This is a genomic window from Myxococcus llanfairpwllgwyngyllgogerychwyrndrobwllllantysiliogogogochensis (genome assembly GCF_006636215.1).
Lineage (GTDB): Bacteria > Myxococcota > Myxococcia > Myxococcales > Myxococcaceae > Myxococcus > Myxococcus llanfairpwllgwyngyllgogerychwyrndrobwllllantysiliogogogochensis.
The window spans coordinates 21,135-37,420 of the sequence record NZ_VIFM01000096.1 but is presented as its reverse complement, the minus strand read 5'-3'; the positions used below and the strand labels follow the sequence as shown (position 1 = coordinate 37,420).

The window sequence follows — 16,286 nt, the reverse complement described above, 5'->3', positions numbered from 1 at the left end:
GCAGCGACTGCGCGCTCAGCTAGAGCAGCGGCGCGTCCCTCGCATCATGGGTCGGCGCTTCCGAGCCAACCCGGACGGCTACCTCCGAGCCATCGAGGAGGAGCTCAGGTCATATTTGCCGGTGTAGAAAAAAACGCTGTCATCAGTTTCCCAGGACGGAGGTTTCCAGGTGTCGTCATCCAGGGCGACACACTTCATTCCCTGGTGACCACCGCGTCCGAGCCGCGAGCTACCCTGGGGCAGGGGGCCACCCGAATGGCATGATGTTCTACGAGGGGGCGCACTAGCGTGGCCACGATGGAAATGCATGCGGGGCGTAACTTCCGTTTGCGAACACGAAGAGATGACACCCAAGTCGGAGTTGCGAATTACTACGCCTTTGCCCATGGCAAACGGCCATCCTGGTGGAGTGCAGAGGTGCCTCTCGCCGCCACGGCGTTCGGTGTCTACGAGAACCGCCTGCACGCCAGGGATGGCGCCATCGTCCTGACGGAAGACGGGCTCGCGGTGTTGTCGGGCGCGGAGAGCACGCAGGTGCGCTTCGACGAGATTGAGCGGGTGCTTCTCCCCTCCAAGGAGCCGATCTCGCTCGCGCTTCAGGTGATTCTGCACTCGGGCCAGGTCGTCGAAGTTCCTGCTTTCGGGCCGGAGGGGATTGCGTTCGACCTGTTCCGTTTCCTGAGCAGTGCCGTGAGGGAGGCCAGGGCAAGGACGAGGTAGGGCCGTCGTGCGGCCATGGGCAGGCGGATGTCTTCGTCCCCTGGCGCCCGAGCGCTCCAACGACAACGGCCCGGTCCCCCGCGAAGGGAACCGGGCCGCGATGTCTGCTCAACCGAGCGAACGCTTAGAAGCGCGCCTGCAGCAGCGTGTTGAAGCCCAGCGCGTGCGGCTTCTCGAACGTGGCCTGCGCCACGCCCGTGATGTCATCCCGGAACGTGGTCCGGTTGGTGTCGTACGTGTAGTAGACCTCGCCCACCGCCGCGACGGAGTCGGACAGGTCCCAGCGGAACGTCGCCTTGGCGGAGTAGATGGGCTCCGCGCCGCACGCTCCCGAGCCACCGCACGTCTCCGGCAGGATGCTCAGCTGATTCACGTCACGCACCACGACGGTGCGCGTGCCCACCAGGTTCGGCGGCGGGTTGTTGCCACCGAGCAGCGACGTCGGGCTGCGGAACGACGCCGGACGCTGGATGCCGAAGATGAAGCCCGGCGTGAAGTGCAGCGCCGGCAGGTGGTAGTCCGCACCCAACGCCAGGAAGATCTCCGGGTTCAGCTCCGTCCCCTCGGGGAAGTCCTGGAACGGAGGGAAGCCCGGCACGTCGAACTGGATGTACGAGAGGCTGCGGTACAGGCCGAGCAGGCTCAGTCGCAGGAAGCCCAGCTTCGCGCGGGCCTGCAGCGCCAGCGCCGTGGCGCCCTGGGGCTCGGTCGCGCCAAACTGGTCCGGCTTCTCCAGCGTCTGGGACAGGTAGCTGCCTTCCAGCGACACGGAGTAGGACAGGCCACCCGGATACTTCTCCGGAGCGAAGAAGCGCTCGTAGATCTCCGGGTCGTTCTTGTAGAGCCGGAAGTCCACGCTCGTGCCGACGGGCACACCCACGTGGTAGACGACCTGCGCGGACACGCCCGCGGCGTTCACCGGCGCCTCCACACCCAGGGTCGCGAGCCCGGGGACCAGGCCCTTCTGGAAGTAGCCGCCGCCCGCCTCGACGCGCAGCGTCTCCAGGATGTCCACGCCCGCGCCGGCCATCACGCCGTAGAGCGTCTCTTCCTCGAGGACGAGCTCGTTCTGCACCAGCGCCGTCTTGCCGCCCACGTACGCGTACCACCTGTCGCGGGTGATCTGCAGCTTGGCACCCGGCACGCCGTTGGTGGCCGAGCGGGTGGTGAACACGCCGCTGCCGCCCCAGGAGATGCGGTACGCATAGCCCAGCCGGAAGCGGTCCGCGGACACCGGGAAGCCCACCAGCGAGATGCCTTCCTTCTCACCCCAGCCCGGCGGCTGGTAGTTGAGCCGGATGTAGCTGGAGTTGTCCTGGATGGCGACCTGACCGCTGGGCCGCTCCAGCACCAGCAGCGTCAGGGCCGCCTCCGTCGTCAGTCCCTCGAAGAACGCCGGTGCCCGCTTGTAGAGCACGATGTTCGACAGCGACTCGAAGCCGGAGAAGCGCGTGTTGAAGTTGTCGTAGAACTGGGTGTTCTGGTTGCCCGCGCCAAACCGTGCGTTGGGGCTGTTGGGCGTGGTTTCACCCGAGCCCGCGAGCACGTTGTCGTCCGCGAACACGAACGACAGACGCGTGTCCACGAAGTCACTGGCCCAGGCGGGCACACTCAGGGAGATAAGGCCGGTCAGGGCCAGCTTCTGCAGCGTTTTCAATGTCCCTCTCCACGGAGCGCCCGCTTGGGTTCGCTCCTCCCTGCACCCCGGTGACCCGGGGCGCGAGTTTCGTCAAAAGCCTACGGATTCACGCAAGGTTCGATGGGACGCGGGCACTCCATGCCCGGGCCAGGGTAGCAGCAGAGGTCGTCCTGATCTCGGGGCAGCACAATCCAGCGAGGCCGAGCCGCGCTGACGTGGCGCAGATGGCCCACGATGTCGAAGGTCGCTCCATGCAGGAACCGGCACTGCTCGGCGCGCTCCGCGTCGGCATCCGTCTCACTGCAGTTGACCACCAGGTCCGGTACGGCGTCCTTGGTCACCAGGTTGATGCGGGTACGCGGGTGCTGGCTCACCTTGCAGCTGGCCGAGCCGTTCACCGCGTCCTGCACGGAGACCCACACAAACAACTGGTTGTCCTTGAGCGTGTGCTCCAGGCGCGTGGCCGCGGCCAGGGCGACGTTGGTCGCCACACCGGGCACGCTGCTGCCGCCGAAGCGCACATTCACGGCCTTGTCGCACCAGATGTTCACCGTCACGCCCGTGGTGTAGGCGTTGGAGGAGCGCGTCCACGCCTCGGTGGCGGGGGACACGGGCGGCAGCGCGTTGAGCGCGTGCAGTCGGCCGTTCACGGTGGCGTCCAGGCCCGCTTCGGCGGCGCCCGTCGGGTTCATCTCCACCACGAACTGGCCGAAGTTGTCGTAGGTCGTCTTCTCCGCGCAGATCTGCCCACGGTACTCGCCCAGGCCCAGCGTGCAGTCGACGTTGCACTTACGCTCGGGGACGTCCGGGTCATTGGGGTCGTCCTCGCCGCAGGCGCCGAAGACGTTGGTGCGCGGGTCGGGACAGAAGAAGGGCACGCTGTTGTTGCCGTTGGCGTCGCAGCTCCGGAAGACCTGCGGGAACTTCACCCGGCGAATCTTCACCAGCGAGGACTCCAGGCCCTCCATCTTGTAGTTGCCGTAGCTGTAGCCGCACATCACGTCCGTGATGTAGGGCGAGCCGCTGAAGCCGCACAGCCGGCCGTTGATCTCCGTCGGCGGCGCCAGGGCCAGGTACTTGTTCCACTCGGCCTGGGGCAGCAGGCGGACCTTCTCGCGGATGCTCCACGAGGGGAACGTCAGCTGCGTGGTCGCCGTGAACTCCTGCACGGAGCCCGCGATGGACCACAGCAGGTCGCCCGGATCCAACCCTTCCGGGAAGGAGTAGTTGTAGATGTAGAGGGCGTTGAAGCGGCCCGGGAAGAAGCCCGAGGGCTCCGCCGTCTGGGTGTTGGCGCCGGGGATGCTTCCCTCGCGCACGCGGCACGCCGTCAGGTCCGTCACGAAGAAGCCGCCCGGGTCCGTGCCCGTCACCAGCAGCGTCACCGGCTGGTTGTAGTTCGGGTCGTCCGGCTCGCAGTTCTGGATCAGCGGCGAGCCCGCCTCGGGCGCGCGACCAATGCGCATGAACGTGCCGTTGTACGCGGTGAGCTGGTCGCTGTTCTGCGGCACCTGCACCGTGGAGATGGTGGGCTCCTCGAAGTGCATGGAGCGCGACAGGCCGGTGGAGAAGGTGCGCGTGGCGGGCTCCTCGGGGAGCTCTCCGGCGACGACCTCACCCTCGGCGTAGTCGACCTGGACGGGCTCGTCCTCCACCCACACGTGGGCTTCACCGTAGAGCTGCGCGCTGCGCACGGTGCCCGTGCCCTTGCCATTGGTGAGCTGCACCCACCGGTAGCGATAGGGGCCGGTGAGGTTTCCCGGGACGGTGCGGAAGGAGACGGGGCCGTTGAACGCATCCATCGGCTGGCCCTTCACGTCCACCGCCTGGATATCGAAGTCGATATCCACCGGCCCGCGAGGCATGGCCAGGCGGCAGTCCGGGGTGCCACGCAGCTCCATGGGCACGGCGGCCTGGGTGCCACCGTGCTGGGCAACGCAGCTGGCCACCACGGGCAGCGACGCGCGCGGATTGGAGTCCGCGACGTAGAAGCCCTTCACGGTGACTTCGAACGACGCGAGGCCCTTCGGCTGAGGCGACTCCTCGGTGTAACAGCCGACCAGGGCCAGCGCCGACAGCAGCATGAGCTTCTTCATTACTTCACCCTCCGGCCAATGCGGCCGTCTTCCACGGCGTCGGCGATGGGCATCGCCGTCGGGTTCGTGCAGAAGTTGCGCAGCTGCTGCGTCACCGTTCCGCACACGGGGTTGATTCCACTCATGACTTCGCGGCAGTCACACCGGCCGGTGAACGGGCCCGCGGAGACCGCGCAGGCGGCCTGGGCCTCCAGGGCGGTGGTGACGTCGGGGATGTTGCAGCCGTCCGGGTTGTAGCCCCGGGCCGCCAGATCTCCGCAGGTGCAGGTGCCCACCTGCTTGGCGGCGATGCAGGCCGCGCGGGCCTGGTCGGGGTTGGTGACGGAGGCGACACCGCAGCTCGACGGGTTGTAGCCGTTGCGCAGCAGGTCCTCACAGGAGCAGCTCCCCACCTTGGCGGACAGCTCGTTCTCGTAGTCCTGCATCTCCCGACAGGAGGCGCGCAGGCGATCATTGATGACCCACTGGCCGTTCACCAGCGAGCCACAGCGCTGCCCGTCAGCCCGGTTGCCACGCGTCGCGTAGCCCGCGTTGATGTCGTCGCAGGTGCAGAAGTCCTGCATGTAGCCGATGAGCGAGTCGCGCAGGGAGATGCCCGTCTCCTGGCGCGTGGTGTTGCGCTTGAGCACGTTGAAGCCCGAGCCACCCTTGGCGATGTAGTCGTTCACCGCCACGCGGTAGGTGCCGAACGGGTTGAGCGCCTTGCCGCCCACCACGATGTTCGTGCCGGGGTGGGCGTAGCAGCGGCCCGTCGTGGCCGAGGTGCTCGTGTCCTGGATGCACTGCCAGGGGGCGTGGCCTTCGCGGTTGTCCGGGGGGCAGTCCGCGCCCTCCAGCGAGAGCTTGCACTCGACGCGCAGGTCGTTGATCTGCACCTGGGCGCAGTCCATGGTGAAGCTGGCACCGGAGATCTGCGCCTGACTCACGCAGCCACGCTCGGAGGAGCGCTCGGCCACGAAGTCGAACATCTCCTGCATCTCCTTGCCCGACAGGTACATGATGTTGATGGTGTTCTCGAACGGGAACACGTTGAACATCGACTCCTGGGACACGACGCCGGAGTAGAGGTTGTCGCGGATGCCCAGCGAGTTGGTGAGCGCCATCTGCGCGTCCACGCGGCGACGCTTGCGCATCGAGTCCGCGGCGATGTTGCCCAGCGGCGAGTCGCCACCCGTCGAGTTGTTCCGGCGCGTCACGTCCGTGGGCGCGTACGCGAAGATGTTCGTGAGCTGCAGCTTCATGTCCATCCCGATGATGTAGGGCTGGAGCAGGTGCGTCGTCTGTCGGTCCTCCTGCTCGCGGCAGGCGTCGATGGCCGCGCGCACGGCGGGGGTCTGGATGAACTGGCCGTCCTCCCAGAAGATGTTGGAGTCGTAGCGGTAGCGGCGCATGGCGTCGTCGCACCAGAGCCCGTCGATGGGGAACACGCGGTAGTCCTGGCTGAGGACCTCGCCGCCTTCACCCGTGCCGAGCACGTCCGGCATCTTCACGACCAGCTCCAGCCGGCCCACGTACTTGGAGAAGGCGCCGGAGTGCGCGAGCACCACCTTGCGGCCGCTCGGGTCCGCCAGCAGCTGCGGCGGGTTGAGCACCACGTGCAGGTGGCCGCCCATGATGACGTCGACGCCGGAAACGCCGGGGACGAACACGCGGACGACCGAGTTCTCGTTGCCCTCCGGACCGAACCACTCCAGCACCTGCCAGGGGCTGTCCTCGCGGCGGATGAAGCTGCGGGCGCGGCCGTACTCGTAATAGGCCTCGTAGCCCTGGACGACGTCCTGGTCCTCGGTGAGGCCCAGGTGGCTGACGAGGACGATGAGGTCCGTCACCGGCCGCAGGAGCGCCACATAGGCGCGGACAACCTCGTTCTGCTCCAGGGGGGTGACCTGCAGGCTGTTGCCACCCTCGACGATGGAGTTGAGCGAGGAGATGTTGGCCATGCCGACGATGCCCACCCGCAGGCCCTTGATGTTGCGGATGGTGTACGGCGAGGTCTCCAGCCCCGTCTCGTTGCTGCCGTTCTGCCGCCAGTCATTCCAGTTGTAGTTGGCGGCGAGCAGCGGGAAGGTGGCGTTCTGCTTGGCCTGCTGCGTGAAGTTCAGCGCGCCGGCGTCGAACTCGTGGTTGCCCACCACCGCGGCATCCAGACGTGCCTGCGACAGGAAGCGGAACTCCACTTCACCGTTGTTGAGGTTGAAGATCGGAGCGCCCTGGAAGCAGTCGCCCGAGTCGACGTGCATCACCCGCTCGCCCCTCGCGCGCTCGCGCTTGAGGATGGCGGCCATGCGCGTCGCGCCACCGAAGGGACCGGCCTCGGGCACGAGGCCCAGGTCCTGGTCCGTTTTCAGCGGAGCGAAGTCATACGGGATGAGCCGGGAATGGATGTCCGAGGTATGAAGGAGCGTGAGGCGCACCTCCTGCCCCTCGAGGTGGTAGTCCTGGCCCTCCACCACTGGCATGCATGAGGCGGTGGCCAGGGCACTAAGAAGGCCGAGCAGGAGGCGACGCATCAGGAAGAATCCGTGTTTCGGTAGGACGTCGGGAGTAAAGCGCGCGCAAGGTACGGTATCGGACACGGGCGGGCAAGCTACGCCGCCATGGCATTCCTACTCGCACACCTTGACCGTTCAACTCCAGGAGAGCAGGCAGACATGCGGCAGAGCCATTCCAGTGTGACTGACATCGAGATCATCGAGGATTTCTCGGCCACGGCGCGCTGCGACGAGGGTTTCCTCCGAGTGAAGCGCCTGCGGTGTCGCAATCGACGCGCGGACGGCTCTTCCTCGCCAGTCTACCGGGTGGACGTGGTGGACAGGCCCCGACTCGATGCGGTGTCGGTGCTCGTTTATCGACGCGGTGCGGCGGGACTGGAGGTGTTGACGCGGATGAACCTGAGGCCCGCGGCATACTTCCGGAAGGATCAGCGGGACGCGATGACGGTGCCGGACCCCGGTGCGGGCTACCTGCGGGTGGAGGAGATCGTCGCGGGGTTGCTGGAGCCGGAGGACAAGGGCGAGGAGGGCCTGCGGCGCCGCGCGGCCGAAGAAGTCCGCGAGGAGGCGGGCTACGCGGTGCGCCCCGAGGACATCCAGTTGCTGGGGGGCTCGTTCTTCCTGGCGCCGGGCATCCTCTCGGAGAAGGTGTTCCCCTCGGCGGTGGACGTCACGGACGTGAAGCAGGAGGAGCCGGAGGGGGATGGGTCGCCCCTGGAAGAGGGGACGCTGCTTCAGTGGCGGACGCTCCAGGAGGTCCTCGACGCGTGCCGGCGCGGTGACATCCCGGATGCGAAGACGGAGGTGTCGCTGACGAGGCTGCTCGCCCGACTGGGCTGAGACATGTCCGTGGGGTTTCTCGCGGGCCGCGTGCCAGGGTAGGGTGCGCGGCGTTTCCGCACTCCACTGACGAGGTCGCTGCATGTCGTCGCTGCCCCCGTGGCTGGCCAACCTGTTGCCCATTCTCATCCTGCTGGGGGCCATCTCGCTCGTGCTGGCCCGCCTGCCCAAGGTGGAGTTGGGTCACACGGACGCGTTCCGCCGCCGCCGCTTCTTCAACTGGTTCCCACTGGGGATGACGTACGCGTTCCTCTACATGGGGCGCTACAACCTCAACGAAGCCACCAGCGCGATGAAGGGCCACACGTCCAACGCGGACTTCGGCACCATCTTCTTCTGGGGCACGCTCGTGTACGGCTGCGCCTTCCTGCTCAACGGTCCGCTGACGGACCGGCTCGGCGGGCGGAAGACGATTCTCCTGTCGGCCGCGGGCTCGTCCGTGGCGAACGTGCTGATGGGCATCGTCGTCTACAAGGTGCTCACGGACGGCTGGCAGCCGCCGGGTGGAATCGTGGGGACGCTGTCGTTCCTCTACGCCGTCAACATGTACTTCCAGAGCTTTGGCGCGGTCTCCATCGTCAAGGTGAACGCGTCCTGGTTCCACGTGCGCGAGCGCGGCCAGCTGGGCGGCGTGTTCGGCATCCTCATCTCCCTGGGCGTGTACTTCGCCTACGACTGGAGCCGTTTCATCGCCAAGGCGGCGCCCACGTACTGGGTGTTCTTCGTGCCCGCGGCCATCCTCGCGGCCTTCGTGGTGGTGGACTACTTCGTCATCCGCGACACGCCCAGCCACACGGGTCACCCGGACTTCGACACCGCGGACGCATCCAGCGGAGAGTCCCAGGCGGGCCTGGGCGTGTGGCCCGTCTTCAAGAAGATGATCACCAACCGCACCATCATCATCATCCTGATGGTGGAGTTCTGCAGCGGCTTCATGCGCAACGCCATCATGCAGTGGTACCCCAAGTTCGCGAAGGCGACGGGCATCGCCGACGGTTTCGTCGCGGCCAACTGGGGCATGCTGCTCTGCGTGGCGGGCATCACTGGCGGCATGTTCGCCGGCGTCATCAGCGACCGCGTGTTCGACTCGCGCCGGGGTCCTGTCTCCGCGGTGCTCTACGCGGGCATGAGCGTGGGCGCGGTGGCCACGCTGTTCCTCCTGGGCAGCCCCGCGCTGGGGTGGACGGTCATCTTCATGTCCCTGTGTGTCATCGGCGTGCACGGCATGTTGTCCGGCACCGCCAGCATGGACTTCGGTGGCAAGAAGAACGCGGGCCTCGCGGTGGGCATCATCGACGGCGCGGTGTATGCGGGCACGGCGCTCCAGTCGTTGCTGCTCGGGCGCATCCTGCCGGCGGGGGAGGTGGCCAAGGACCCCCACAACTGGGGCAACTGGCCCCTGGCCATGCTGCCCCTGTCCTTCGCGGGACTGCTGCTGGCCACCAAGGTCTGGAACGCCCGGCCCCAGTCCAAGGCCGCCCCCGCCTCGGGCGCTTCCGCTGTCACGCAGACAGTTGCAGCTCCCAAGACTGGTACCAGGGGCTGAGCCCCCTGTGGACCGCTGGACGTCACGGGGGCGTCACTCCCCCGTGACAGGGTTGTAACGTAGAGTGGCGGTGTGTCCCAGGCACCCGCACCGCTCCATAGCCGCTTCGAGGTTCACGACCGGAAGCAGTTCGAGATCAAGCTCGAGTACCAGCCCTCGGGCGTGGACGAGACGCGCTACCTCGTGGAGGCGCATCTGTTCCTCCCTGGCAGCTTGAACATCGACCAGGAGACGTACCCCCGCGCGGACTTCTACGCGGACATCCACAACTACGTGCGCTTCAAGACGCCGGTGATGGCGGTTCAGGAACTGCTCTCGTCGGACACCTCGCCGCTGGTGCGGCTGGAGGCGTGGCTGCGCACGGGGTTGGGCTCGGAGCGGGACGTCGTCTACCAGGCGAAGCTCCTGTCGTGCGTGCTGCGCGGGGCCCTGCGCCGCTTCGCCACGGGCGTGGAGTCCCGCTGCGAGGGGCCAGTGGCGCTGCCCACCGACGCGTGCGCGACGCTGGAGTCGGAAGTCGTGGCGATGCAGGCGGGGGTGACGCAGGTGCTGGCGCGCTTCCGTCAGTGGCTGCGCTCGGTGGGGGAGCTGCGCCTGCAGGAGCGCTCCCGCGCGTCGCTGCGGCTGGTGGACGAGTACGTGAGCCTGTTGGTGGAGAACGGCTTCCGGCGCTCGGTGGCGGACATGAAGTCGCTGCCGCGCGGAGAGCCGTGGCTGGGGCTGCGCAAGGGGCTGATGGAGGCGGTGCTGCGCGAGGAGTCCTACCGCAAGGAGCACCGGCTGCGCAGCGTGCTGAGCCCCACGGGCGACAACGAGGAGTACATCCAGCGGCTGGGCATGCTGAAGAAATTCTGCATGAACGTGCTCTTCCTGTCCTCGCGCCGGCTGCAGAAGCGGCAGGGGTGGGAAGAGGTGCTGTTCGCGCTGGCGGCGGGCATCGCGATGGCGTTCGCCACGGCGGTGGCGCTGTGGGCGCAGATCCGCTTCACCCAGGTGAGCCTCAACTTCTTCCTCATCGCCGTGGTCGGCTACATGATGAAGGACCGCATCAAGGAGGGCCTGCGGCGGCTGTCGAGCCGCGTGGCGGCCACGCACCTGTCGGACCGCACCGCGGACCTGGTGGACCCGGTGACGGGGCGCACCATCGGCAGGTGCGAGGAGCGCGTGGACTACGGACCCAAGGTGCCGGACTCGGTGGCGGCGCTGCGGCACCAGGACGACTTCCTCACCGTGTCCCAGGGCGAGCTGACGGAGACGGTCATCCGCTACCGCAAGCACATCATCCTGGACGCGCGCCTCCTGCCGCGCTCGGACCGGGGCCTGTCGGGCGTCACGGACATCCTCCGGCTCAACGTGGAGCGCTTCCTGCGGGACATGGACGAGCCGGAGCTGGCGCTGGAGTACGTGGACCTGGCGGACCTGTCGGTGGGGCACATCCGGGGCGCCAAGCGCTACCCCGTGGACGTGGTGTTCCGCTTCACGGTGGAGGAGGAGGAGACGGACCGCCGCCAGGAGAGCACGCAGCTGGTGCGGCTGGTGCTGGACCGCAACGGCATCCAGCGCATGCTGCGCTTCGCGGACACGGCGCCGGGCGCGCCCCCTGGCCCCATGCCATGGCAGTCAGCCGCCTGACACGGGCGGTTTCGGCGGCACGGGCGGGCGCGCGCGGGTAGTCTTCGCCGCGCCCATGGCCCACGAAGACTTCAAGAAGCGCATCCGCGACGACTGGCGCGACAGCCTGAACGCCATTCTGGCTCGGGCCCGCTCCCTCGGCGAGCGGGCGGTGCTGGCGTTCGACCTGGACTCCACCCTGCTCGACAACCGGCACCGGCAGGCCCGCATCCTCCGGGAATATGGCGAGGCCCAGGCCGTGGCGAGCCTCGCCGCCTGCGGCCCCGAGCACTGGACCTCCGGCTGGGACATGCGTGACGCGATGCGTGCCTGTGGCCTGGAGGAAGCCCAGGTGCAGGCCCACTTCCCGGAGGCCCGCCGCTTCTGGGGCGAGCGCTTCTTCACCAGCGAGTACTGCGAGGTGGACGAGGCCATCGACGGCGCGGCGGCCTTCACCCACGCCGTGGTGGCGACGGGCGCGCGGCTCGTCTACGTCACCGGGCGCCACGAGGGCATGCGCGAGGGCTCCGTCGCCTGCATGCGGCGCCACGGCATGGCGGTGCCGGACGACGCGCGGGTGCTGCTCTTGATGAAGCCCACGCTGCGCGAGGACGACGACGCGTTCAAGCGAGAGGCGCACGCGAGGCTGGGTCGGCTGGGCACCGTGGTGGCCGCCTTCGACAACGAGCCCACCCACGCCAACGACTACCGGGTGCGCTTCCCCGAGGCCACCGTGATTCACCTGGCCACGGATCATTCCGGTCGACCGGTGACGCTGTTGGACGGCATCATCAGCGTCCCGCATTTCACCCTCGTTTCCTGACGCACCGCGCCTGGAACACAGGTGCGGCCCTGAGGGGTTTGAAAGGCTTTGAAGTCCCCCTGCCGCGCGCTATGAGGCGCACGGCGTTTGCCGCCCCGGGTGAGGAGGGGCGGACAGCATGGAGGCACCCGCGGTGGCCAGCCCGTACTCGAAAGACTTGCTGTTGACGATGTACCGGAAGATGTACCTCATCCGCCGTTTCGAGGAGCGCGCGGGCCAGCAGTACACGCTGGGGAAGATCGCCGGCTTCTGCCATCTGTACATTGGCCAGGAAGCCGTGGCGGTGGGCCCCATCGAAGCCATCCGGAAGGAAGATTACATGCTCAGCGCGTACCGCGACCACGGCCAGCCCCTGGCGCGCGGCAGCGACGCGGGCATGGTGATGGCGGAGCTGTTCGGCCGGGGCACCGGCTACAGCAAGGGCAAGGGCGGCTCGATGCACATCTTCGACATCGAGCACCAGTTCTACGGGGGCTACGGCATCGTCGGCGGGCAGATTCCGCTGGCGGCCGGCATGGCCTTCGCCAGCCGCTATCGCAACGAGGACCGCGTGACGGTCTGCTACTTCGGCGACGCGGCGGCCAACCAGGGCGCGCTCCACGAGACGTTCAACATGGCGTCGAAGTGGAAGCTGCCGGTCATCTACATCTGCGAGAACAACCGCTACGGCATGGGCACGGCCATCTCCCGCACGTCGGCGGTGCCGGAGATCTACAAGCGCGCCGCCGCCTACGACATGCGCGGCGAGCCGGTGGACGGCATGGACGTGCTGAAGATGTACGAGGCCGTGAAGGACGCGGCCGCGTGGTGCCGCGCGGGCAAGGGCCCCGTGCTGCTGGAGGCGAACACGTACCGCTTCCGTGGCCACTCCATGGCGGACCCGGCGACCTACCGCTCCAAGCAGGAGGTGGAGGAGGAGCGCAAGGGCGACCCCATCCCCAAGCTGCGCGACTACGCCATCAAGAACGGCCTGGGCGCGGACGCGGACTTCGAGCGAATCGAAGAAGAGGTGAAGGCGCAGGTGGACGCCGCGGTGAAGTTCGCGGACGAGTCTCCGGAGCCGAGCCTGGAAGAGCTGTGGCGCGACACCATCGTCGAGCCGGGTGAGCCGGACGTGCGTCCCCGTGAGCGGGTGCTGGGCACGAAGGTGACGAACTGGCCGTCGTACCCGAGCGGCCAGGAGCTGAAGGTGACATGGGACCTGGAGCCGCGTGAGCAGGCGGAGCTTGCGGACAAGAAGGCGGGCCTGACCCGCTAGTCCCCCCGCCCCCTGACCAAACCAACCTTTTTGATTTCGAGTCGGAGCCGACGATGCCCGAGTTGATGTACCGCGAGGCCCTGAACCAGGCGCTCGCCGAGGAGATGGAGCGCGACGCCAACGTCTTCCTGATTGGCGAGGAAGTGGGTCGCTACAACGGCGCCTTCAAGGTGTCGCAGGGGCTGCTGGACAAGTTCGGGAGCGCGCGCATCATCGACGCGCCCATCTCCGAGCTGGGCTTCGGCGGCATGAGCGTGGGCGCGGCCATGGTGGGCCTGCGTCCGGTGGTGGAGATGATGACCTGGAACTTCGCGATTCTCGCGATGGACCAGATCGTCAACAACGCGGCCAAGCTGCGCCACATGTCCGGCGGTCAGCTGCGCTGCCCCATCGTCTTCCGGGGACCGGGCGGCGCCGGTGGCCGGCTGTCCAGCCAGCACAGCCAGGCGCTGGAGTCCAACTACGCGCACTTCCCGGGCCTGAAGGTGATTGCGCCCGCGACGCCCGCGGACGCCAAGGGGATGCTCAAGGCGGCCATCCGCGACGAGAACCCCGTCATCATGTTCGAGGGCGAGCGGCTCTACGCGCTCAAGGGCGAGGTGCCCGAGGGCGAGCACGTCGTGCCGCTGGGCAAGGCGGACGTGAAGCGCGAGGGGACGGACGTCACCGTCATCACCTGGAGCCGCATGTATTACTTCTGCATGCAGGCGGCCGAGGAGTTGGCGAAGGAGGGCATCAGCGTGGAGGTCCTGGACCTGCGCACGCTGCGGCCCCTGGATGAGGAGGCCATCCTGGCGAGCGTGCGCAAGACGAACCGCGCCGTCATCGTCGAGGAGGGCTGGGCGCTGGCGGGTATCGGCGCTTCCGTGGTGGACATCATCCAGTCCAAGGCGTTCGACGAGCTGGACGCGCCGGTGGAGCGCGTGACGGGGCTCGATGTGAACATGTCCTATGCGGCGAACCTGGAGAACGCGACCCAGCCGGACGCGCCCAAGATCATCGCGGCCGTGAAGAAGGTGTTGTACCGCCAGGGAGCCTGACCCGTATGGCCACGCCCATTCAAATGCCGAGCCTCTCCCCGACGATGACGGAGGGGAAGATCGTCAAGTGGCTGAAGAAGGTGGGGGACAAGGTCACCTCCGGCGAGGCGCTCGCCGAGCTGGAGACGGACAAGTCCAACCTCGAAATCGAAGCCTACGACGACGGGACGCTGGCGGAGATCGTCGTCGGGGAGAACCAGTCGGCGCCCGTCGGCTCGCCCATCGCCTACCTCACGCCCAAGGGTGGCAAGGCCGCCGCTGCTCCGACTCCGGCCGCCGCGCCGAAGCCCGTCGAGGCCGCCGCGCCCAAGCCCCCAGCACCCGCCGCACAGGCCACGTCTGCCGCGTCGGCACCGGTGGCCTCCGGGGGACGACGCGTCCGGGCCAGCCCGCTGGCGAAGAAGATCGCCAAGGACCGGGGTCTGGACATCGCCCAGGTGCAGGGCTCCGGCCCGTCGGGTCGCGTGGTGAAGCGCGACATCGAGGAGGCGCTGGCTCGGGGCGTGAAGGCTCCGGCGGCCGCTCCCTCGGCGCCCGTCGCGCGCAAGGCTCCGACCGCGGCGACGGTGGCCCGGCCCGAGGCGCGGTCCGAGCCGCTGTCGTCCATGCGCAAGGTCATCGCGCAGCGGATGACGGAGGTGAAGCCCGGCGTGCCGCACTTCTATCTCACCCTCGAGGTGGAGATGGATGCCGCGGTGAAGGTGCGCGAGGAGGCGAAGGCGATGGAGCTCAAGGTCTCCGTCAACGACCTCATCGTGAAGGCCGTGGCGATGGCCGTGCGCCGCTACCCGAAGATCAACGTCTCGCTCCAGGGGGACCAGGTGGTCCACCATGGCTCGGTGGACGTGGGTATCGCCGTGGCGCTGGAGCAGGGGCTCATCACGCCTGTCATCCGCGACGCGGACACCAAGGGGCTCCAGGCGATCTCCACGGAGGTGCGTGAGCTGGCGGAGCGCGCCCGCAAGCGCGCCCTCAAGCCCGAGGAGTACACGGGCGGCTCCATCACCGTGAGCAACCTGGGCATGTACGGCATCGACCAGTTCGTCGCCATCATCAACCCGCCGCAGGCGTCCATCCTCGCGGTGGGCGCGGTGGCGGACAAGGTGGTGGCGCGGGACGGGCAGATGGTGATTCGCAAGATGATGACGGCGACGCTGTCGTGCGACCACCGCATCATCGACGGTGCCATCGGCGCGGAGTTCCTGCGGGAGCTGCGCGGCCTGCTCGAGCACCCGACGCGGCTGCTCTTCTAGGCCGTTCTCGTGGCCCGCTCCTCGTCGTGCCCCATTCCGCGGGGCGCACGGGAGCGGGCCACTTCGTCACTGGCGCGTCGGCTCTTCGCGGCGCGCTTCCTCTTCCAGTCGTCGCTGCTCGCACGTCACGCTCGCCTGCTGCTCGCGGCTCGTGCCCGTGGGCAGGTCGTGCTCGTCTCCCAGCGAACGCCCCCGCATGCCCGGCCAGGGCTCGGGGCGCGTGGCCTCCACGTGTTCGATGTGCTCCACGTAATCGCTGTCACTGGCCGCATTGCGCGGCACGTCGTCCGGCTTGTCCTGGTGCGCCATGGCGCTGTCCTCCTGGGGGTGGAGACTCGTGCGGAGTCCCTCCGTTAACGGTGTGACGCGAGGCGATAGGCGTCCACCCCGAGGCCTCGCCGCAAGGCCCGTTCCCTCGCTTGCTGAGCAGGCACGAAAAAAAGGCCGGCAGCCGCGTCGGTTCGCTGCTTAACTTCGTCCAAATGAACGACGACATGACACGCGAACGGCTCGTCCAGGGTGTGTCGGAGTTGGAGGAGCGGGTGGGCCAGCCGCTGCCTCTCGCGCAGTCGCTGCACCAGGCCCTGCTCGGCGCGGTGTTCCCCCTCACCGCTGAAGAGCTCACCTGGGTGGCCCGGGAGAACGAGGCCCCGCCCACGGTGCTCTCGCTGCTGGGCGTGCTGCCCAGGGGCAGCTTCCCCTCCGTGGACGCGGTGGCCGTGGCCCTCGAGCAGGATGCCGCCCACGCGGAGCAGCTCCCCGAGACGCGCGACTCCACCCTCACATCTCCCCGCTGAATCCTCCCTCCCAGGCGCGCCGGGCGCTCTCCCGGCGTGTCCATGCAAAGCCGCCTGGCACCTCCGTGCCCAGGCAGGGAACCATGCGGTCGTCTGGATTTTCCTGGGGGTCAAACCTGTCTGGTTGCTCTAGAGTTGAGGAGGCATTGCGTCCCGGGGGGACGGTTCCGT

14 protein-coding genes are annotated in these 16,286 nt (G+C 67.9%); 10 read left to right on the top strand and 4 right to left on the bottom strand.

Annotated features, from left to right (window positions below; genetic code table 11):
* Positions 1–111 precede the first annotated feature (111 nt).
* On the top strand, positions 112–264 hold the full coding sequence (locus tag FJV41_RS56900) for a DUF6959 family protein (protein ID WP_438616749.1): 153 nt from the start codon (positions 112–114) through the stop codon (positions 262–264).
* A gap of 153 nt (positions 265–417) precedes the next feature.
* Entirely contained in the window at positions 418–720 is a 303-nt protein-coding gene (locus FJV41_RS23360) for a hypothetical protein (protein WP_141644745.1), read from the top strand.
* Positions 721–844: 124 nt separating this feature from the next.
* Here the strand turns inward: FJV41_RS23360 and FJV41_RS23355 are convergent, their stop codons facing one another.
* The 3 genes from FJV41_RS23355 to FJV41_RS23345 all read right to left on the bottom strand — a co-directional run bounded on the left by FJV41_RS23355 (position 845) and on the right by FJV41_RS23345 (position 6,965).
* Complete coding sequence (locus tag FJV41_RS23355) at positions 845–2,377, bottom strand: hypothetical protein (RefSeq protein WP_141644744.1); 1,533 nt, start codon at positions 2,375–2,377, stop codon at positions 845–847.
* 80 nt (positions 2,378–2,457) lie between these two features.
* Positions 2,458–4,455 (bottom strand): hypothetical protein, encoded by a 1,998-nt coding sequence (locus FJV41_RS23350; RefSeq protein ID WP_141644743.1) that lies wholly within the window; start codon positions 4,453–4,455, stop codon positions 2,458–2,460.
* Positions 4,455–6,965 carry a bifunctional metallophosphatase/5'-nucleotidase gene (locus FJV41_RS23345; protein WP_141644742.1) on the bottom strand — a complete coding sequence of 837 codons (2,511 nt, stop codon included), beginning with the start codon at positions 6,963–6,965 and terminating at the stop codon, positions 4,455–4,457. Before FJV41_RS23345 ends, FJV41_RS23350 begins: the two co-directional genes overlap by 1 nt.
* A gap of 141 nt (positions 6,966–7,106) precedes the next feature.
* Between FJV41_RS23345 and FJV41_RS23340 the strand changes: the two genes are divergently transcribed.
* From FJV41_RS23340 to FJV41_RS23310, 7 genes are all read left to right on the top strand, one after another.
* The gene (locus FJV41_RS23340; protein ID WP_141644741.1) at positions 7,107–7,787 is read left to right on the top strand and encodes an NUDIX hydrolase; all 681 of its coding nucleotides are present in this window, start codon (positions 7,107–7,109) and stop codon (positions 7,785–7,787) included.
* 82 nt (positions 7,788–7,869) lie between these two features.
* Positions 7,870–9,333: an MFS transporter gene (locus FJV41_RS23335; RefSeq protein WP_141644740.1), complete on the top strand. Its 1,464-nt coding sequence runs from the start codon at positions 7,870–7,872 to the stop codon at positions 9,331–9,333.
* A gap of 72 nt (positions 9,334–9,405) precedes the next feature.
* The gene (locus FJV41_RS23330) at positions 9,406–10,965 is read left to right on the top strand and encodes a hypothetical protein (RefSeq protein WP_141644739.1); all 1,560 of its coding nucleotides are present in this window, start codon (positions 9,406–9,408) and stop codon (positions 10,963–10,965) included.
* Between the two features lie 55 nt (positions 10,966–11,020).
* Positions 11,021–11,767: an HAD family hydrolase gene (locus FJV41_RS23325; protein ID WP_141644738.1), complete on the top strand. Its 747-nt coding sequence runs from the start codon at positions 11,021–11,023 to the stop codon at positions 11,765–11,767.
* A 133-nt stretch (positions 11,768–11,900) separates the two neighbouring features.
* A complete protein-coding gene (gene pdhA, locus FJV41_RS23320) occupies positions 11,901–13,025 on the top strand; it encodes a pyruvate dehydrogenase (acetyl-transferring) E1 component subunit alpha (RefSeq protein WP_141644746.1) in 1,125 nt (374 codons plus the stop codon).
* A gap of 53 nt (positions 13,026–13,078) precedes the next feature.
* Positions 13,079–14,065: a pyruvate dehydrogenase complex E1 component subunit beta gene (locus tag FJV41_RS23315; protein WP_141644737.1), complete on the top strand. Its 987-nt coding sequence runs from the start codon at positions 13,079–13,081 to the stop codon at positions 14,063–14,065.
* A 5-nt stretch (positions 14,066–14,070) separates the two neighbouring features.
* Entirely contained in the window at positions 14,071–15,318 is a 1,248-nt protein-coding gene (locus FJV41_RS23310; protein ID WP_141644736.1) for a pyruvate dehydrogenase complex dihydrolipoamide acetyltransferase, read from the top strand.
* A gap of 66 nt (positions 15,319–15,384) precedes the next feature.
* Here FJV41_RS23310 and FJV41_RS23305 read toward each other — a convergent pair whose 3' ends face one another.
* A complete protein-coding gene (locus FJV41_RS23305) occupies positions 15,385–15,627 on the bottom strand; it encodes a hypothetical protein (protein ID WP_141644735.1) in 243 nt (80 codons plus the stop codon).
* Positions 15,628–15,812: 185 nt separating this feature from the next.
* Here FJV41_RS23305 and FJV41_RS23300 point away from each other — a divergent pair, with 185 nt between their 5' ends.
* The gene (locus FJV41_RS23300) at positions 15,813–16,115 is read left to right on the top strand and encodes a DUF2795 domain-containing protein (protein WP_141644734.1); all 303 of its coding nucleotides are present in this window, start codon (positions 15,813–15,815) and stop codon (positions 16,113–16,115) included.
* Positions 16,116–16,286 lie beyond the last annotated feature (171 nt).